At 71.7% G+C, this 18,580-nt stretch carries 20 protein-coding genes; 12 read left to right on the top strand and 8 right to left on the bottom strand.

The window, feature by feature from the left end:
- Position 1: 1 nt before the first annotated feature.
- Entirely contained in the window at positions 2–1,285 is a 1,284-nt protein-coding gene (locus ACGFNV_RS02475) for an MFS transporter (RefSeq protein ID WP_393618735.1), read from the top strand.
- Between the two features lie 139 nt (positions 1,286–1,424).
- Positions 1,425–2,192, top strand: a complete 768-nt coding sequence (locus ACGFNV_RS02470; protein WP_393618734.1) for a DUF4142 domain-containing protein — start codon at positions 1,425–1,427, stop codon at positions 2,190–2,192.
- A gap of 86 nt (positions 2,193–2,278) precedes the next feature.
- On the opposite strand, the gene ACGFNV_RS02465 is transcribed toward ACGFNV_RS02470, so the two are convergent.
- The 6 genes from ACGFNV_RS02465 to ACGFNV_RS02440 form a co-directional block, all read right to left on the bottom strand.
- Positions 2,279–3,832 (bottom strand): hypothetical protein, encoded by a 1,554-nt coding sequence (locus ACGFNV_RS02465; RefSeq protein ID WP_393619980.1) that lies wholly within the window; start codon positions 3,830–3,832, stop codon positions 2,279–2,281.
- A gap of 304 nt (positions 3,833–4,136) precedes the next feature.
- Positions 4,137–6,005: a glycosyltransferase family 4 protein gene (locus ACGFNV_RS02460; RefSeq protein WP_393618732.1), complete on the bottom strand. Its 1,869-nt coding sequence runs from the start codon at positions 6,003–6,005 to the stop codon at positions 4,137–4,139.
- The gene (locus ACGFNV_RS02455) at positions 5,998–7,488 is read right to left on the bottom strand and encodes a hypothetical protein (RefSeq protein WP_393618730.1); all 1,491 of its coding nucleotides are present in this window, start codon (positions 7,486–7,488) and stop codon (positions 5,998–6,000) included. Before ACGFNV_RS02455 ends, ACGFNV_RS02460 begins: the two co-directional genes overlap by 8 nt.
- 158 nt (positions 7,489–7,646) lie before the next feature.
- Positions 7,647–8,108 carry a (2Fe-2S)-binding protein gene (locus tag ACGFNV_RS02450; RefSeq protein ID WP_393618728.1) on the bottom strand — a complete coding sequence of 154 codons (462 nt, stop codon included), beginning with the start codon at positions 8,106–8,108 and terminating at the stop codon, positions 7,647–7,649.
- A gap of 11 nt (positions 8,109–8,119) precedes the next feature.
- Positions 8,120–10,234, bottom strand: coding sequence for a molybdopterin cofactor-binding domain-containing protein (locus ACGFNV_RS02445; RefSeq protein ID WP_393619978.1), 2,115 nt, complete (start codon positions 10,232–10,234; stop codon positions 8,120–8,122).
- A 160-nt stretch (positions 10,235–10,394) separates the two neighbouring features.
- Positions 10,395–10,658, bottom strand: a complete 264-nt coding sequence (locus ACGFNV_RS02440) for a hypothetical protein (protein WP_393618727.1) — start codon at positions 10,656–10,658, stop codon at positions 10,395–10,397.
- Between ACGFNV_RS02440 and ACGFNV_RS02435 the strand changes: the two genes are divergently transcribed.
- On the top strand, positions 10,648–10,926 hold the full coding sequence (locus tag ACGFNV_RS02435; protein WP_393618726.1) for a DUF5994 family protein: 279 nt from the start codon (positions 10,648–10,650) through the stop codon (positions 10,924–10,926). The genes ACGFNV_RS02440 and ACGFNV_RS02435 overlap by 11 nt on opposite strands.
- A 9-nt stretch (positions 10,927–10,935) precedes the next feature.
- Positions 10,936–11,112, top strand: coding sequence for a hypothetical protein (locus ACGFNV_RS02430; protein WP_393618725.1), 177 nt, complete (start codon positions 10,936–10,938; stop codon positions 11,110–11,112).
- 68 nt (positions 11,113–11,180) lie between these two features.
- Here ACGFNV_RS02430 and ACGFNV_RS02425 read toward each other — a convergent pair whose 3' ends face one another.
- Positions 11,181–11,579 (bottom strand): DUF5994 family protein, encoded by a 399-nt coding sequence (locus tag ACGFNV_RS02425; protein ID WP_393618723.1) that lies wholly within the window; start codon positions 11,577–11,579, stop codon positions 11,181–11,183.
- Between the two features lie 48 nt (positions 11,580–11,627).
- The gene (locus tag ACGFNV_RS02420; RefSeq protein ID WP_393618721.1) at positions 11,628–12,629 is read right to left on the bottom strand and encodes an acyl-CoA desaturase; all 1,002 of its coding nucleotides are present in this window, start codon (positions 12,627–12,629) and stop codon (positions 11,628–11,630) included.
- A 315-nt stretch (positions 12,630–12,944) separates the two neighbouring features.
- Here ACGFNV_RS02420 and ACGFNV_RS02415 point away from each other — a divergent pair, with 315 nt between their 5' ends.
- From ACGFNV_RS02415 to ACGFNV_RS02380, 8 genes are all read left to right on the top strand, one after another.
- Entirely contained in the window at positions 12,945–13,136 is a 192-nt protein-coding gene (locus tag ACGFNV_RS02415; RefSeq protein WP_393618720.1) for a CsbD family protein, read from the top strand.
- A complete protein-coding gene (locus ACGFNV_RS02410; protein ID WP_393618718.1) occupies positions 13,133–13,480 on the top strand; it encodes a hypothetical protein in 348 nt (115 codons plus the stop codon). Before ACGFNV_RS02415 ends, ACGFNV_RS02410 begins: the two co-directional genes overlap by 4 nt.
- Positions 13,481–13,520: 40 nt before the next feature.
- The gene (locus ACGFNV_RS02405) at positions 13,521–14,225 is read left to right on the top strand and encodes a DUF5994 family protein (protein WP_393618717.1); all 705 of its coding nucleotides are present in this window, start codon (positions 13,521–13,523) and stop codon (positions 14,223–14,225) included.
- Between the two features lie 10 nt (positions 14,226–14,235).
- Entirely contained in the window at positions 14,236–14,511 is a 276-nt protein-coding gene (locus tag ACGFNV_RS02400; RefSeq protein WP_393618716.1) for a hypothetical protein, read from the top strand.
- 145 nt (positions 14,512–14,656) lie between these two features.
- On the top strand, positions 14,657–14,968 hold the full coding sequence (locus ACGFNV_RS02395; protein WP_393618715.1) for an STAS domain-containing protein: 312 nt from the start codon (positions 14,657–14,659) through the stop codon (positions 14,966–14,968).
- A gap of 237 nt (positions 14,969–15,205) precedes the next feature.
- The gene (locus tag ACGFNV_RS02390) at positions 15,206–16,441 is read left to right on the top strand and encodes a PP2C family protein-serine/threonine phosphatase (RefSeq protein ID WP_393618713.1); all 1,236 of its coding nucleotides are present in this window, start codon (positions 15,206–15,208) and stop codon (positions 16,439–16,441) included.
- A 701-nt stretch (positions 16,442–17,142) separates the two neighbouring features.
- Positions 17,143–17,754, top strand: a complete 612-nt coding sequence (locus ACGFNV_RS02385) for a hypothetical protein (RefSeq protein WP_393618711.1) — start codon at positions 17,143–17,145, stop codon at positions 17,752–17,754.
- 22 nt (positions 17,755–17,776) lie between these two features.
- Complete coding sequence (locus ACGFNV_RS02380; protein ID WP_393618709.1) at positions 17,777–18,505, top strand: ANTAR domain-containing protein; 729 nt, start codon at positions 17,777–17,779, stop codon at positions 18,503–18,505.
- Positions 18,506–18,580 lie beyond the last annotated feature (75 nt).

The raw sequence follows: 18,580 nt of genomic DNA, 5'->3' as shown, positions 1-18,580 counted from the left end.
CATGACGGAGACGCACCCGGCCCACACGCCGACGAAAAGGCCCGTACGACAGCTCCTCGCCGCCTCCGTGGGCAACGCCGTGGAGTGGTACGACTGGTACGCCTACACCTTCCTGGCCACCTACATAGCCGCCGCGGTCTTCCCCGCGGGCGCGGACAACTCGCTGGTGCCGCTGCTGTCGACGTTCGCCGTCTTCGCGGTCGGGTTCTTCATGCGGCCGGTCGGCGGTCTCCTCATGGGCACGATCGCCGACCGGCACGGGCGGCGCGCCGCACTGACGGTGACCATCCTGCTGATGGGTGGCAGCAGCCTGCTGGTCGGGCTGACCCCGACCTACGCGGCGGTCGGCGTCGCCGCCCCGGTGGTACTGGTGCTCGCCCGGCTGCTCCAGGGGCTGTCCGTGGGCGGCGAGTTCGCGGCCTCGACGACCTTCCTCGTGGAGTCGGCGGGGCCGGGCCGGCGCGGGCTGTTCTCCAGCTTCCAGTACGTGTCGACGACCGCCGGGCAGCTCGTCGCCTCCGGCATCGCGACCCTGCTCGTGGGCACGCTGAGCGAGGGGCAGATGGACGGCTGGGGCTGGCGGGTCCCCTTCGTCCTGGGGGCCGTGCTGAGCCTGGTCGGCTTCTGGATCCGGCAGGGCGCGCAGGAGACCCGCAGCGAGGAGCAGCGGGAGGCACCGCGTCCCGCCCTGCTGGAGGCGCTGCGCCGGCATCCGCGCGAGTCGCTGCTGATCTGCGGCATCACCGCGGGCGGGACCATCGCGTACTACACCTGGACGTCGTACCTGCCGACGTACGCGGAACTCAACGAGGGGATGGCCAAGTCGGACGCGCTGCTCGCGGGCACGCTCTCGCTGGCCTTCTTCGGTCTGCTCCAGCCGCTCGGCGGGCTGCTGTCCGACCGCTTCGGCCGCCGTCCGCTGCTGCTCTTCTTCGGGCTGGGCTTCGCGCTGTTGAGTGTGCCGCTGCTGCACGCCCTGACGGACTCCTTCGCCGTCCTGCTGCTCGTGCAGTGCGCGGGCATGGTCCTGCTGACGGGCTTCACCTCGATCAGCGCCGCGGTGAACGCGGAGGTCTTCCCGCCCCGGGTGCGGGCGGCCGGGATCGGCTTCCCGTACTCGCTGACGGTGGCGCTGTTCGGCGGGACGGCCCCGTACGTGGGCACGCTGTTCAAGGAGCTGGGCCACTCGGGGCTCTTCCCCTGGTACGTGGCCGCGCTGTGCCTGTTGTCGTCCCTGGTGTATCTGCGGCTGCCGGAGACGGCCCACGCGGAGCTGGAGCGGTAAGGCCCCGACCTGCGGTTCGACACCATGAAGTGACGCACCTCATACGGCCGCGAGCAAATTTTTTCCGTTCCCTGTGATCAGTCGGCGCAACCGATCCGTATTCCTCTGCGTCCGTCGCCACACCACTCAGGGAGCAGTCATGCGCATTTCACGGACCAAGGCGGGAACCGTCTTCGTGATCGGCAGCCTGACGTTGACCATCACCGCTCTCGCCTATCCCGCCATGCTCGGCCTGCAGAACACCAGCTCCGCCCAGGACCGCGTTATCGCCAACACCCGGTACGGGCCGCTCACCGAGCAGGACCGCGACTTCGTGGTCAAGGTGCGTGCGGCCGGCCTGTGGGAGTACCCGCTCGGTGAGATCACCATGCAGAAGGGCACCACGCCGGAGATGAAGGAGGCCGGTGCCCACCTGATCGTGGGGCACGCCGGTCTCGACGAGCTGTGCCGCAAGATCGCTCCCGAGCTGGGCATCACCCTGCCCAACCAGGCGAGCCCGCAGCAGCAGCAGTTCGTACAGACCGCGTCGTCGGCCAACGGCAAGGAGTTCGACCAGACCGCGTCGAACATCATGCGGATCACGCACGGTCAGATCTTCCCCACGGTGGCGAAGATCCGCGCCAACACCAAGAACACGCTCGTCCGCGAGCTCGCCGACCTCGCCAACGACACCGTGCTGGACCACATGACCGTGCTGGAGAAGACCGGGATGGTCAACTTCGAGCAGACGGTCTTCCAGCAGACCACGCCGCCGAAGCTGCCCGCGGACCAGATGACCCCGCCGGCGCCGCAGCCCGGTGCGCCGATGGTCGTCCTGACCCCGCGTCCGGACCTGAACGTCCAGACCAGCACCCCGAAGCCGACGGGCTCGGGGGCCCCGGCCCCGGCCGCGACCCCGACCGGCTGACGCGGGGCGCGCGAGCGGACACGCGGCCCCTCGTCGGGCGGTGTCCGCCCTCGGGCCGAGGTCCGGCTCACGCTGAGCGCGTGGACTCAACAGCCGGACCGGACGGGCACGTACGCGGCCGCGATCCGGTACACCCCCGGTTCGCGCACCGTCAGACGCGTGAAGCCGCCCCGCTCGCGCAGGCAGCCGCCCGCCGTGCGCAGCCACGGCGAGTAGGCGATCCGCACGGTCACCGAGCCGGCGCGCGGCATCCGCACGGACAGGTCGGCGCTGGAGGTGCGCAGCACGGTCGCGGGCGCCGACACCAGCGGTACGGCGTCCCGCACCCGGTACACCCGCCAGTGCGGGTCGCTCCACACCGGCTCCAGCCACCCGGGCCGACCGCGCACCAGCCGGGCCTCGGCCGCTCCGTAACGGTCGGGCTCGGCCGACGGCAGCGCCACGAAGCCGACGGCCCAACGGTCCAGCCACGCCCGGTAGGTCGACTCGGTGAGCGTCCCGTCGTAGAAGAGGCGGCCGCGCTCCATGTCGAGCTGGGTGTTCCAGCCGCGCGCCAGGTTGACGTACGGGGACAGCAGGGCCGACTCGCGGTGGTCGGCGGCCGGGACGGCCTCCACGCGGGCGCGGTCGGCGCCCATCCGCCGCAACGCCCGTACGACCCCGGTCGAGTCGGCGGCCCACGCGGGGACCTCGGCCGACCCGCGCAGGAAGGTGAGCGGCGTCCCCGATCCGAGCCACGCCAGGGACGCCACGAGCGCCACGGCGAGCGCGGCGCGGCGGTACCGTCGGCGCCGCTCCACGGTGAGCCCGGCGGCGAGCAGCACGGCGGGCGCGAACAGCAGCGCGAGCCGCTCCACGTTGGTCCCTATCGGCGAGGGGATCAGGTACGTCAGTACGACACCCGTCGCGTACACGGCGCCGCCCCGCCGCACGACCCGCCACTCCCGCGGCGCCAGCACGGCGACCGCCACGCCGAGCAGCCCGGGCCAGAGCGTCCGCACCGCCGGCATCGGCTGCTGCCCGGAGTACGGGAAGAGCAGCGTGGTCGCCGCCACCACCGCGAACGGCGGCACCAGGAGCGCGGCGGCCCGCGCCCGGTCCCGGACGAGACCGTGGGCCGCGCCCGCCACCACGAGGAACAGCCCGGCCACCGGACTGGCCGCCGTCGCGAGCACCGCGTACGCGTACCCCGTCGCGATCCCCGCCCGTCGCTCCCCCACGAGCACCGCACAGGCCGCGAGACCGAGGGCGACCCCGAGTGCGAACGTCTCCCGTCCCGCCGCGACGTTGCACCACAGCCCGAACGCGGCGAGCAGCGCGGGCCCCAGCGGCCGCCGGACCCCGCACCGCACCAGCAGGACGGCGGCCAGCCAGCCGCCCACCAGGCCGGACGCGACGGCGACGACGCGCACGCCGAAGGCGCCCATCAGATACGGCGAGATCACGCTGTAGTTCGCCATGTGCAGCCCGCCGAACCAGAACAGGCCGTACGCCGATCCGCCGTGCTCCGCCGCGAAGCGCGCCCAGGTCTCCTGGGCCGCGAGGTCGCCGCCGCCGGTGGCGCGGAGGAACGCCCAGGCGAGGTACAGCGGGAGCATCGCCACCGTGGCCCACAGCGGGACGCGCCATCGGCGGGCCACCGCACGGAGCCGGTGGCGGGGCGCCCCGCCACCGGGCGGGGCGGCGTCGCGCGCGGGGGCTCGGACCGACTCGACAGCGCCTGTCACAGGGGCGGCCTCTCCGTCTTTCAGAGGGGTCGGCGGCCCGGTTCGCGCGGGACACGGGGCGAAGGGACAGGCGCCGAGAAGCGTTCCCTGCCGATTCTTGGTCGCGGCCGCCGCGGCGGACATCGGCCGTTCGGCTGAAGGAACCGGCACAGATCGCGTGCGTGCCGTCCCTGTGACCGGAGGCGGGGGCGCGGGCGGTGGTGCCCGTGCCCCTTCGTCACACCGTGAGCCGCCACCCCTCCGACGGCTCGTCGCCGTCCGGTACCAGGTCGTCGAGCAGTTCGGCCGCGGCCCCGGCCCAGGTGCGTTTCCGCGCCATGACGGTGCGTACGGTGTCGGCGTCGGTGAAGGCGGCCCCGGGGCGCTGGAGCACGGCCGCCACGGCGGAGCCCCAGCGCACGGTGTCACGGTCCGGTTCGTCCGTCACCGGGAGGACGGTGCGCGCGAGGAGTTCCTTCGGCAGGCACTCCTTGAGCAGCTCACCGAGCCCGCTTCGGCGGCTGATCAGTACGGGCACGCCGTGGACGATCGCCTCCAGACCGACGAGGCCGAACCCCTCCGCCCGCGACGGCATGAGCACCAGGGTCGCGAGGCGCAGTTCGTGGTCGAGGCGCTCCCTGTCGGTCGTGAACGGCCGGAGCACGAGATTGAGCGAGGCCTGACCGGCCCAGTCCAGGATCTTCCGGTACAGCTGGTCGGCCTGGCCCTGGGTGACCCCCCGGACCATGAGCCGTACCTCGGGCTCGTCCGGGTCGCGCAGTGCGAGGGCGTGGCCGACCGCCCGGGCCGCGAGATCGAGCCCCTTGACCGCGTCGTCCTCCATGCGTCCGGTGAGGAGGATCCGCGGCGGCCCCTGGACCGGTTCGCGCGGGCGGACCAGCGAACTGTCGAAGCCCGGATCGAGTCGCAGCGGCCGGGGCACCTCCGGCCACGCCGAGAACTCCTGGACGCACAGGTCGTGCAGCCGAGGGCCGACGGCCACCACCCGGGTCGCGCCGCGCCCCAGGTCCAGATCCGTCCACTTGCGGTCCTCGGCCCGGGCGTGGAGATCGACGCCGGGTGCCTCTTTGTACCGGTCCGACTCCTCCGGCCAGTCGTGGACGAGGTGGAGCCGGGCCGCGCCCGCGAAGTTCTGCTCCGCCTGGACGAAGGCGGCCGGTCCGGTCACGCGGCCGTGGCCGATGACCACGTCCGGGGGCCGGCCGCCCGGAAGGACCGGTTTGCGCATCAGCAGGTCACGCCCCGAGGCGCCGGGCAGCGGGGGCGCGAGGGCGAGCCGTACGTGGCAGGCCTCGATGTCGTCGATCTCCTTCTGGGAGGCCGACGGGAGCAGGCAGAACACCTCGTGGCCCGCCTCGACCAGCGCCCGGCACAGTGACCGGTTCAGGGCGCTGATCCCGCCCTTGGTGGGGAACCACTCGTCGGCGACCGCCAGGATCCGCAGCCCTCGTCGGCGCGGTGCGGCGGGCACGACGCTCTCCTGCCGCAAGGACCCCCGGAACACGCCGGGCGCTGCGGGTGTGTCCGGTCCACCGGTCGCACGGGTGCCCTCGCTCGGGCGCAGGCCTTTCGCACTGGCCCTCTCCATCGCCGTGACCAGCTCCATGAGTTCGTCCGGGTCGACCTCGTGCCGCAGATGACCGGGCAGGCCCTCCCACAGCTCACGGACCTGCTCCCGGGAGTCGAGCCGGGCCCGCAGCGCGGCGAGCACCAGCTGCTCCCTGGTGTCCACCCGCACCCGGTCGACGTCGAACAGGAACGGGGTCAGCGCCGCCAGGACCAGGTCCGCCGTGCCGTTCACCCCGGCCCGCTTCAGCGCGGTCACCAGCAGCGCGGAGGCGAGCACGGTCCTGAACCGCGGGGCGGGGATGCGGATCCACCGACCGCCGCCCCGCATGGTCAGGGGTTCGTCGAGCTCGTCGTCGAGGCCGAGCCGGAGCATCCCGTCCACGCCGTCCCGGGTGGTGTCCTCGGTCAGGCCCAGCTCCGTGAGGAGACGGTCGATCTGTTCGTCGTCGACGGTCATCTCTCCGTCGGCACCGGTCAGGGGCGCGGTGAGGGACAGCAGGTCGATGGTGTCAGGCATGGGAACGTCCGCCCTGTTGGTCGATGATCCACCAGGCGCTCACGACGTGCTGGACGGCCGCGTCGATGCCCGGCAGCAGCTTGGTGAACGCCTCCGGCCGGTGCTCGGCCTGGTCCGGTCCGAGCGAGGTCAGCCAGCGCTGCGTGTACTGGCGTCCGGCCTCGCCGGTCAGCTGGAGCCAGACGATGCCCGGCAGCACGCTGACGGTGTACGAGAACAGGTGCAGTTTCCGGTCCCCGTCGACCTCGGAGCGCATCCAGGTCACTCGGGCCCGCTGCCGGAAGGTGTGCACGAGTTGGGACACGATCGGCAGGTCCGCCACCGCGTGGATGGTGTCGATGCCGTCGGAGCGGGCGGTTCCCGGCGCGTCGGTGAGGCTGGCGGCGGTGCTGAGGCAGACCACGGGCAGGGTGAAGGCCTGCACGGCCTCCGCGGGGTTGTCGGTCTCCAGCAGCCCCAGCCGGGCCACGGCCCGTCCCTCGGAGTCGTGGCCGGCCGCCTGGAGCGCGACGACGAAACCCTCGCGCTGTTCCAGGGCGTTGGGGCGCGCGAATTGGCGGGCCAGCAGGTCCGCGCGCGCCCAGACGAGCAGGACGTGCCGGCCCAACTGGTCGTGGTGGCGGGCGAAGTCGGCCGCACGGGCGGCGATCTCCGACTGGGGGACGATCTCCAGCGGCAGGGGTCCGGTGTCGTGGAGGCGGATGCGCTCCCGCTGGTGCTCCTCGATGTCGTCGGGAACCGGATCGCGTACGGTGTCCAGCTCCATACGGGCGCGCAGCTCGGGGCTGAGCCGCCCCACATCCTCGAACAGGTCGTCGATCAGGGCCCGTACGGGGGCCGTTCGTAAGGTGGGCAGGCCCTGGCGGGTCAGGCAGTCGGCCACCTCGTCGAAGAAGACGCCGAGTTCGTCCGGGCCGGAGTGCGGGCCGAGGCCCTGGGGCCCGAACGGTGGCAGGTCGAGGGCGAGGATCGTCTCCAGGCGGGCGTCGGGCCGGGCGTCCGGGGCGTTGAGGTCGCGCGTGCGGACGGCCTCGAACCCCCCGGCGTACGCCACTTCGAGGGCGGTCGGTGCCATCGCCGCCCGCAGCAGGGCGTCGATACGGAACCGGCCGGTCTCCCAGTCCAGCCCGCCGAGCAGCCGCCGGCCCCGGTCGAAGTGGCGCCGGTAGTCGGAGCTTTCGTCGAGGAAGCGCAGGGCGGCCTGGTCGTCCCCGATGGACAGGGTGGTGGCGTAGGTCTCGTGCACGAGCCGGGACGACCCCCGGCAGAAGCGGAACAGCAGCCTCAGCCGCTCCGTCAGGACACCGAGCCGGGAGAGGTCCGCCGCGAAGCGAGCCACCAGGCCCCAGGGCGTGGTGTGCTGGAGTTCGTGATGCAGTCGCTCGTGGAGCGAGACGACGACCTGCTCGTCGCGGTCGGTGAGCGCGGTGGCGTGCAGTGTCCAGGACTCGATGCCGTCGTAGGCACCCAGCACGTCGGACACATCACCACGAGCACACCAATAGGACGATTCATCAGTGGACACACAGGCAGCGTAACCGACGGCACCGACCCAACTACGGCCCGGCGACGAGGAGATGCGTCAAGGAGGAAATGCGTCGAGGAGGAGACGCTGCCCGCCCTCGACGTCACACGTCGTCGTCACCCGTGCTCGTGCGCCGCCGCCTGCTTGATCGCCTCCCGGATCCGTGAGTACGTGCCGCAGCGGCAGACGTTCTCGATGCGGTCGATGTCGGCGTCGGTCGGGCGGGCCGTCCTCTTCAGCAGGGCCGCCGCGGCCATGATCTGGCCCGGCTGGCAGAAGCCGCACTGCGCCACGTCGCAGGCCAGCCAGGCCTGTTGGACGGGGTGCAGCCGCTCGCCGTCGGCCAGGCCCTCGATCGTGGTGACCTCGCGGTCCACGCAGTCGGCGACCGGGACGACGCAGGGCTGGATCTCCGCGCCGTCCAGGTGGCTCGTACAGGCACGGCAGACGCCCACACCGCAACCGTACTTGGGTCCGGTGACGTTCAGCAGGTCCCGCAGCACCCACAGCAGGGGCATGTCGGCCGGTGCCTCGACGGTGACGGGCTTCCCGTTGAGCACGAAGGAGTAGGACGGCATCGGGACCTTCTCTAGAAGTTGATCGGGAAGCGCCGGGGCTTGGTTCCGGTGGCCCGGGCGTAGGCGTTGGCGACGGCACCGGCGGCGGCCGGCACCCCGAGTTCGCCCGCGCCGCCCGGTTCCCGCCGCGAGGGCATGATGTGCGCCTCGAACCGCAGCGGGGCGTTGTGCTGGCGGGCGTAGTGGAAGTCGGCGTAGCTGCTCTCGCGGACGGCGCCCCGGTCGATGTGCAGTCCGGCCGTCAGGACGGTGGAGATGCCGTCGATCGCGGTGCCCATGAGCTGGGCCTCGAGGCCGCGCGGGTTGACGGCCGTGCCGACGTCCGCCGCCATCACCACCTTGGTCACCCGGGGCTTCTTCGGGTCGGTGGCGTCGATCTCGACCAGGCAGGCCACGCAGGAGCCGTACTCCTCGTGGACGGCCACGCCCTGCGCCCGGCCCGCCGGCAGGGTGCGGCCCCAGTGCCCGGCGGCGGCGACCTTGTCGAGCACCGCTTTGACGGCCTTGCTCCGCAGTGTCGTACGCCGGAAGGCGACCGGGTCCTTGCCCAGGCTCCTGGCCACCTCGTCCACGACGATCTCCTCCGCGGTCCGCGACGTCCCGGAGTCCACCGACCGCCAGGGCCCGATCGGGATCGCCAGGTCGACCGAGCCGCCGTCCCCGCCGACGCGGCCGAAGTTGTACAGGCCGCTGTCGCTGGGCAGCGGGCCGGCGGCGGCACGCGCGAGGACAGGGGTCGCACCTCCCCGCGCGGGCACGGGGGCCGTCCCGCCCTGGGCGGACAGCCCTTTCCCGTCGTACGACTCGCTCACCGAGGCCGTCGAGTGGGTGAACGCCACCACCCTGCCCCCGGCGTGGCTGGCCCGGATCCGGTGATGGCTGGCCGGGCGCATCCTGCCGTGCCGGATGTCGTCGGCGCGGCTCCACATCAGCTTGACCGGCCGGCGTGCCGCCTTGGAGATGAGGGCCGCCTCGATGGCGGCGTCGTGGTTCAGCCGCCGGCCGAAGGAGCCGCCGCCCCGCACGACATGGACCCGTACCTTCGACGCGGGCAGTCCGACCGCCGAGGCGATGGCCTCGCGCGCGTCCATCGGTGTCTGGGAGGCGAACCAGATCTCGGCCCGAGTGGCCCGCACGTCCGCCACCGCGGTCAGCACCTCCATCGGCGCGTGGCTGACGAAGGCGAACTCGAACTCGCGCTCCACCTGCGTCGATCCGCGCGGCGGCGCGGGGAGCCGGGGCACGGCCGCCCGCAGCCGGGAGCGGATCGCGGCGTCGGACAGCGACGCCAGGGGGCCCGGGGCCCAGGTGATCCGCAGGGCGTCCCTCGCCTTGAAGGCGTGGTGGAAGGAGTCCGCGACGACGGCGATCCCGCCGGCGACCTTGACGACGGCGTGCACGCCGGGCATCGCGCGGGCCGCCCGGTCGTCGACGGAGACGACCTTCCCGCCGAGCGTCGGCGGCCGCGCCACCACGGTCGGCTTCGCCCCGGGCACCGTCAGGTCCCCGGCGTACTCGGCCTTGCCGGTGACGATGTCCCCGGCGTCGATCCTGGTCGTCGGCCGCCCGATCACACGGTGCCCGGACGCCGGCTTCGGTCTGCTCGACACGGCGGGCCGCTGGATCCCGGCGGCGCTCGCGGTCAGCGAGCCGAAGGTGGCGGAGCGCCCGTCCGGCGCGATCACCCTCGTGTTCCAGGTGCGCAGGGACCGCGCCGGAACATTCCAGCGCCGGGCCGCCGCGGTCACCAGCTTGGCGCGCGCGGTGGCGGCGAGCTGACGGGCCGGGCCGTACAGCGAACTGACCGAACTCGAACCGCCGGTGTACTGGTTGCCCTTGGTCCGGGCCTCGGCGAGCGGGATCTCCACGTCGACGAGCCGCGCGTCCAGCTCCTCGGCGATCATCATCGCGACCGCGGTGGTGACCCCCTGACCGACCTCGACACGCGGCAGCCGTACGACGACCTTGTTGGCCTCGGTGACCTCGAGGACCAGCATCTCCTCGTCCGTCCCGGTCACCAGGACGTCGGAGGGCCTGCGGGCCGGTTCGGCGCCCTGAGCGGGTTCCGGGTCACAGCCGAGGGGGGCCGCGACGGTCAGGGTGGATGCCGCGAGCGAGTAGACGATGAACCTGCGGCGTGACAACTGGCCGGCCAACAGACGCTCCTCTCCGAGTCCCGGGTCGTTCGGTTCGACTCCTATGAGGGGTGCTCGGGGCCGGGGGTTGCCTGCGGGACGCCGTCATCGGATTTCCACGGACGGCCGAGCGTCGGTCAGCCGTCGTCGGTCAGCCGTCGTCGGCCACCAGTTGGTCGGCCAGCCGGCGCAGGACGGCGAGGTGGTCCTCGCCTCGGCCGGTGTCGGCGACGGCCGGGGCGGTGAGCAGGGCCATGACGTCGTCCACGGCGGCACGGGCGTCCGCCGTCTCCGCCGCGGCCCCCAGGCGAACCGTCGCGAAGTCCCTGACGATCCGGACCAAGGAGCCGACGCCGTCCGGCCGGGCCCGGTGGAGCTCGCGCTGCCGCTCCAGCGCCTCGCGGGTGACGGTCAACGCCTCGGCGTGCCGACCGCTCTCCGACGCCGAACTGGACGGCGCCTGGTGGCCCCGTTCACGTGACCTGACACACGAACTCTCCGCTCTGGCGGACGTACTGGATCCGCTCTGGGGACGGATCACCCATATCGCCGTCAACCCACGCCACTGGCCGATCCGCCCTCGCAAGATCCTCGTCAACGGCCATGCGATGAAGGCCGGTTGGTTCCCGTCGGGGCAGGATCCGCACAAGATCCTGCTGCTGTCCTATACGGCGGGCCGCTGAGACCTCCTGGTGATACCTCCGGAGACCAGTGCCCCCTCGGCCGCCCGGCTGATGGCCGCCGCGAGCGCGAACACCGGCCCGCCGACGACCGCGACCGCCCTCCTGACGGCGGAACAGGCAGGCGAAACTTCCTCGTCGTACGAGGCCACCACCGGCCCGTCCGGCCGACTGGTGGTGGGGATGTGACCGTCGTCGTCGCCGACCCTGGCCGTCGGTGCCCTGATCATTCGCCGGGCAGTCCGTAGTAGGCCGGATCAGACGTGACCACTTGCCGCGGCCGCCATGAGCGGTTCCGCAGCCTCCTCGGTCGTATCCGGGGGCACGACCAGCAGGTCCCAGCGCCCCCGGCCGGGGGCGAGCAGGAGGATCGTGTGCGGGGCGGATGCCGCCACGGTCCTGCGCAGTCGTACGACCTGGTTGAAGACGAGCAATCGGCCGGGCACCGCGGACCACGTCGTTCCGTTGACGGTGACGCTGGTGATGTGGCCCCACGCGCGCGGCAATCCGGCGAGCAGCCGGGGGAGTTCGGCGAGCAGGTCGTACGAACGGGGCCACCACGCTCCGTCGATGAGCCGGGGCATGCCCCCGTGGGGGGCCAGGCGCAGGCGGAGAAGGGGATGGGAGGGAGGAGGGGGTTGCAGCGCGGTGGTCATGAATGCTCCTGTCAACTGCCGTGCGGCGGAGGAGGTGAGTGACCGGTGTCAGGCTCGGCGGGCGGCCACGCGGTCCGGAGTGGGCCAGCGCACGTCGTACACCCAGCCGAGGCGTTCGAGGAGGCGGATCACGGCGGCGGAGGGGTCGAGCTGGCCGCGGTCGACGCCGTGGCGGGCGCTGGTGGGGTCGGCGTGGTGGAGGTTGTGCCAGCTCTCACCGAACGACAGCAGGGCCAGCGGCCACAGGTTGGTGGCCCGGTCGTGGCGCCGGGTGCGGAACGGGCGCTCACCGATCATGTGACAGAGGGAGTTCACGCTCCAGGTGACGTGGTGGAGCAGCGCGATGCGCACAAGTCCCGCCCACAGCAGGGCGGTTACGCCGTACAGCCACGTACCGCCGATGGCCCAGCCCACCGCGAACGGCAGGGCGAGCGTGAGGACGCACAGCGCCGGGAAGGCGCGCGCGACGGCACGGATGTCGCGGTCGGCCAGCAGGTCGGGTGCGTACCGGTCGGCGGGTGTGCGGTCGTTGCGGAACAGCCAGCCGACGTGTGCGTGCAGCAGTCCGCGCAACTGGCCGCGCAGGTGCGTGCCGTAGCGGTACGGGGAGTGCGGATCACCCGGCCGGTCGGTGAAGGCGTGATGGCGGCGGTGGGTGGCGACCCAGCCGATGACGTCACCCTGGAAACTCATCGAACCGGCGACCGCGAGCGCGATCCGCACGGGACGGACGGCCCGGTAGCCGCCGTGGGTGAGGCCACGGTGGAAGCCGACCGTGACGCCGAGACCCGTCACCGTGTAGAGGACGAGGGCGAGCACGATGTCGGCGGGATGGATGAGGCTTCCCCACAGCAGCCAGCCGGCGAGACCGATCGCCACGAACGGCAGGACGACGATCACCGCCGTCACCGTGACGTACAAACGCTCACCGCCGTCGCGCGCGGGCGCCGGGCCGTCCAGTGGGAAGGGGGACGTCCCGTCGTAGCCCTTGGGCGGCGGGGCGGGGTCCGACGGTGTGACCGTCGTGGACGTGGTCGGACTGCGTGACATACGTGGCTCCTCGGCCTGGATGCGGATGGCGCGGCCGGGGTCACGGGCTGCCCATGAGATGGGAGTCGCGAGGACGGGGCCGGTTCGGACACCGGCATACGAAGAGCCCTCGCTTCCTCCACCGTACTCCCGCACGCTCCGGGACGAGGCGGGCCGGATCGCGTGGCCGCCGCGTTGACACGGACCATTGCCGGACGTTGACTGGCAGCACGGTGCAGGGCCATGCCACCCCGGAACACACGGCGAAGCATTTCGCCTTCCCGCCTCGCCCAGCCCCCGCGGGAACCCATCTACCGGACAACAGCGAGGCTGGCCATGACCGTTTCACGGACCATCAGGAACCAGGCACAGACGATGAAGGGCAGGATCACCGAAGAGCCCGGCCGGTTCACCCGCAACAGGCGACTGCAACGCCGGGGCAGGGCCGACCGGGTCTCCGGAAGCCTGAAACAGGCCGTCGAGAAGGCCAAGGTGGCCTTCAGGCGAAACGGAAGCGGCACCCGATGATGTACGACCAGACACGCGCCCAGCAGCCCGCGGACCGAACTCCGGGTTCGGCCGGGCGCCGCACCCCGGGCCCGGAGCCGCTGCTCCCGTCGGACGAACAGGACAAGATCGTCCAGCGCCTCCGGCACGCCCTCAACACCTTCGCCGACACCCCGCTCGAGGCGCTGGAAGAGGCCGAGAGTGCATATGACGAAGCCACCACCCAGCTCGCGAACGCCCTCGCGGAACGACGGCGTGTCCTGCGCGCCGGCTGGCAGGACCGGGATCCCGGGACGCAGTCCGAGGAACTCCGGCTCGCGCTGAGGCAGTACCGGGAGATCACTCAGCGACTGCTCCAGCTCTAGGCAGCCACATGCTCCGCACCGCGGCGGAGCGCGGAGTAGTGTGGACAGTACCGAGGGCATCTCGCACACCGGCTTTCACGCCGGGTCGTTCTCGGCGAAGGATGAAACCCGGGCCGCCGCAGAAGCGGCCCGGAGACGGGTCCGCATCATGTCGGCGACCTTGTACCCAACCCTGCCGCACCACGAGCCCGTCGCAGCCCCGGCCGCGCGTCTCGCATTGAAGACCGACGGCACCTCCCGCGGACTCCTGGACGGGGCCTGGTGGCCCCGATCCCGGGATCTGCTGAGCGAACTTCCGGCGCTCACCGACGTGTTGGACCCCTTGTGGGGCCGCATCACCCGCATCGCCGTAAACCCGAAGCGCTGGCCGGTCGTCCCCCGCACGGTTCCCGTGGACGGCCACATCGTCAAGGTCGGCTGGTTCACCCCGGAGATCGACCCGCACAAGCTGCTGCTGCTCTCCTACGGCACCGGCCGCTGGGATCTCCTGGTCATCCCGCCCGAGACCGGGGCGGAGTCGGCGGCCCGTCTGATGGCTGCCGCGTCCGACTACGACGGCCCGCCACTGACCGCGAGCGCACTCATCGCCGCGGACGAGGCCCGGCACGGCGTCTTGGCGGCCGACCAGCCACTGGACCCGGACGAGGCATGGGAGTACGAGGGCGGCGCCTCCGCGGTGTCCGCAGTCGTTCCCCAACAGACCGGTCCGCCCGGCCGGGCCAGCCGAGTGATCATCGGTATGTGAGGTGGCCGCCATGAACGCCTTCCTGACAGCCGCAGCCTTCGTGGTCCTCGTCGCAGCGGCGGCGTACGTGATCCACCGGCTCAACATCCAGCACGCCGACAGAATCGCCGCGTACCGGTACAGCTCCCCCCTGCCCGGCGGCCGCGGCCGCGGCACACCGCAGCCCCCGGTGGGACCGGACCGGTCAGAGTCACCGACCACCGGCGAACGGCGGGACCACCGCGACGGGGGCCGCGGCCGCTTCCCGCCGCGCCGCCGCCGCAGCCGTACCACTCACCACAAGTGACCAGCCGGTTTCCCCTCACCGGCCGGGCATACGGACCGCCGACTCGGCCCGTACCGACGCGTGTGCCCGGGCGCGTGCACCCGGGCCAGGGACCGCGTGAGGAGCGGCCGGGCCTCATGAACCGAGGCATCTGATCCGAGGCGTCATGACTCTTCCGCAGCTGAACATCTACCGGCACGACCGGGGCAGGCGGGCACTGATCACCCTGGCCGGTGAGATCGACCCAGCCACCGCGCCCCAGGTGCGCGCCGCTCTGGAGCGGTGCCTGCATGACGGCATCACCACCATCGACGTGGATCTGACTACCGTCGGCCGCTGCGACACCAGCGGCCTGCGCGTCTTCCTCGACGCATCGCGGCACGCCGCCGAGGCCCACACGTCCCTGCGGCTGTACTACCCGTCCCCGCAGACCGCACGGCTCCTCGCGGACACCGGCTCCGATCTTCTGCTCCTGTGACGGCTCCGGGAGAGATGTGGTGCACAGCGGCACGGAGAGCCATCCTTTCTGATCATGTGCGACACGCCGTTCTCTGGCGTAATGGGCTGTTCGGAGTGACCGGCCGCGTCACTCTGTGCGGGTTGATTACGGTCGTGTCAGGAGCCCGTGTGTCGGTGCGGGCGCTGGACTCGCGGCACGAGGTGAGCATGGACACGGTGGCCGAAGCTTTGACGACGCCGGTGTGGGGGTGCCACCGTGGCGGAAGGTGAGCGCCGACCCGACGAGGGCATGCTCGACCGGTCGGAAGGGTTCGGTGAGCGCCTGCTGGGGGTGCTGGACCGGGCACACGAGATGCCGCCGCAGCTGATCGCCCCGCTGATCGCGGAAGAGGTGGCCAGGGTCGGTGGCCGCGACGTCTCGATCCTGCTGCAGGACTACGGCCGGCTGGCGTTGGTGCCGCTGTCAGGTCGGCGGCTGCTGGTCGGCGAGCCCGAGCCGATCGATGACTCTCCCACCGGCACGGCCTTTCTGCACGCGACCATTGTCGAGGTGCCGCAGTCCGACGGCGTCCGGTACCTGCCGTTGCTGGACGGCAGCGACCAGGTGGGAGTGATGGCCCTCACCCTGGACACCGTCGATGACGACGACCGGCGGCTGCTGCGCAGGCTCGCCGGTCTGGTCGCCGACATGCTGGTCACCAAGCACAGCTACACCGATCAGTTCTTCCGCGCCCGGCGCCGTGAACCGATGAGCGTGGCCGCGGAGATCCAGTGGTCCCTGCTGCCGCCGCTGGCCATGTCCGTCCCGCAGGTCGCGGTGGCCGGAATCCTGGAGCCCGCCTACGACGTCGCGGGCGACAGCTTCGACTACGCCCTCAACGAGGACATCCTGCACGTGGCCATGGTGGATGCGATGGGCCACGGCCTGGACGCCGCCACGATGGCGACCGTCGCCGTCGGGGCCTACCGGCACGCCAGACGTGCCGACATCGGCCTGCCCGAGATCTACGCGTTCATGGACCGGGCCATCGCCGAGCAGTTCGGGCCCGACCACTTCGTCACCGCCCAGATGATGCGCCTGAACATCGCAACTGGCCACCTGCAGTGGGTCAACGCGGGCCACCCCGCACCGCTGCTCATCCGTGACCACCGGGTCGTCCGACAGCTGGCAGGCCCGACCACCCTGCCCGTCGGCTTCGGCGGTGAAGAGCCCCGGATCAGCCAGCAGATTCTCCAACGCGGCGACCGAGTGCTGTGCTTCACCGACGGCCTGATCGAGGAGCACCAAGCCGGCGAAGAACAATTCGGCGAAGAACAACTCATCCACTGGGTCAACCGCATCGAACACACAGCAAAGGGAGTACGAGCGGTGGTGCGCTCACTCTCCCACGCCCTGAAGCAGCAACGGGGCGGCCGCACCACCGACGACGCGACCCTCTTCCTGATCGAATGGCGAGGAGGCGCCGCCGACCACCTCGTGCTCCTGGAGTGAGCCGACAACCGCACCACCGAAGACAGGGCCGACGCCACAGGGACCCGCTGCCTGCCCAACCCGGTACGCACTCGCCCCTGGCTGTCCGCCGGTGCGCCCCTGACCTCGGCCGGCACCGTCCATATCCTGGGATTGGGCGGCTTCGGACCGTCCGTCACACGACGCGAGGACTACGCTGTTGTGCAGACGTCCCAGACCCCGGCGGCACGCTGTTACTGAACACAGATGGCTGCGGGGTGCGGACTCTTCGTCTGTCACCCGGCGCATCCCTGGAGGGAACTGGGTAGGTCCTCTGTCCTGCTGCGCAGGCTGTCGGACCGGCCGTTGCTCTGCCTCCGCCGAAAATACGCCCCTGCCGGAGCGCGCCCAGGGGGCCGGAACTCCGGCCGCCGGTGCCCGCCGGCGGATGGTCCTCCGAACCGAGGCGTCATGTCCCTCTCACAGCTCACCGCCCACTGCACCACCGTGACCTTCTGCGACTGCAGCGGCCGGATCCTCGACCTCGCCGGCTGCGGGCTCCTGCTCCTCGGCCTTCAGTTCGGCCACCTGCCACCTCGCCCCGGCGACACCCCGGACGCACCCCTTCCGGACCCGCCGCACCGGTCTGTCCCACTTGCACCTGTTCTCACGGGAGATGTGCGGTGAAGGCCGACCCAGGGCGGGGACAGACACGGAAGCCGAGGGATGGCGAGCCCTCAGCCATGGCTCCGGTGCGGTTGCGTCGGCTGAGCCGTTGGCTGGTGGAGGACCTGCGTGAGGATCTGGCGGGGCTGTACGTGGAGTCCCGCGCAACGCCGCCGGGTGATCCGTACCGCCGTCCCAGCCGCCAGAACTTCCTGAACCGCCTCATCACGGACATGCGCCGGCCGGAATTCGCCATGGTGATCGCCGAGACGGACAGCCTGATGGGATGCGCCTTCGGATTCCCGGTTCGCGGCGACGGCTCCTGGTGGCTCGGCTTCGACGGAGCACTACCGCGTAGCATCGAGCAACTCACCGTGTCCGGCAACGTCTTCGCGTTCGCCGACATTCTGATCCGGCCGCACCCGCAGGGCCGGGAACTCGCCCGTCGTGTGCAGGAGCGGCTGCTGACAGACCATCAGGCAACGCTCGGCGCCACCCTGGTGGACCGGGCCGATCGCCAGGCCCTCGCTGCGCTCCGCTCCTGGGGGTGGCTGGACATCGGAGAGCTTCGCAGGCCGGCGGGCGCCACCACGTTCCGCGCGCTGGTGTTTCCCCTCGGGGAACGCACCACGGCAAGGCTGGAGGGCCTTGTCGCGATGCCGGGAGGCGGTGGCCCGAGTGGGGCCTGACAGGCGGTCGGCCCGCATTCGGATGCTGGTGGCCGAGCAGGCGGTCCGACGAGGCGCCCGGGTGAGTGTGGTGGACGTGTGCACCGCGGCCGTAGCCGCGCTGCCGGTCAGCGGGGCCGGACTGTCGGCGATGTCCCGGACCGCGGCGAGCCATCCGTTGTGCAGCACCGACGACATCAGCGAGCAACTGGAAGAGCTCCAGCTCACGCTGGGCGAGGGGCCCTGCGTGGACGCCTTTGTACGCGGCTCGGCCGTCCTGGCACCCGATCTGCTCACCACCGAACTTCAGGATCATTGGGCCGTGTTCGCCGATGCGGCCCTGGAAGCCGGAGCCCGCGCGGTGTTCTCGCTCCCCCTGCAGAAAGGGGCGATCAGCCCGGGAGTTCTTGACCTGTACGCCGGCATTCCGACCGTACTGGACACGGAGGAACTGGCCGACGCGCTGGCGTTCGCCGATTTCGCGACACTGCTCCTGCTCGATACGAGGATCGACGATGCGGGCGCGCCGGCCGTCGGGCCGATGCCGGACCGCAGCTTCGAGGACCTGGGCGCGTACCGGGCGGAGATCGACCAGGCCAGCGGGATGCTCACGGTTCAGCTCGGAGTCCGCATCGAAGAAGCCTTCGTCCGGCTCCGCGCCTACGCCTATGCGCAGGGACGCCGGCTCGCCGACGTGGCCGCCGACGTGGTGGCCCGACGGCTCCGTTTCTCCCCGGACGCGGAGCCGGATCAGGCCGAAGAGGAACCCTGACGCATCGGTCCCGGCCAAGGAATGTGCCCTACTTCCCGTCCCCTCGGGCAGGGACTATCTCAATCGAGGGTGCCC

This window comes from Streptomyces sp. NPDC048751, assembly GCF_043198595.1.
Taxonomy (GTDB): Bacteria; Actinomycetota; Actinomycetes; order Streptomycetales; family Streptomycetaceae; genus Streptomyces.
This window is presented reverse-complemented; position numbering and strand designations above follow the sequence as displayed.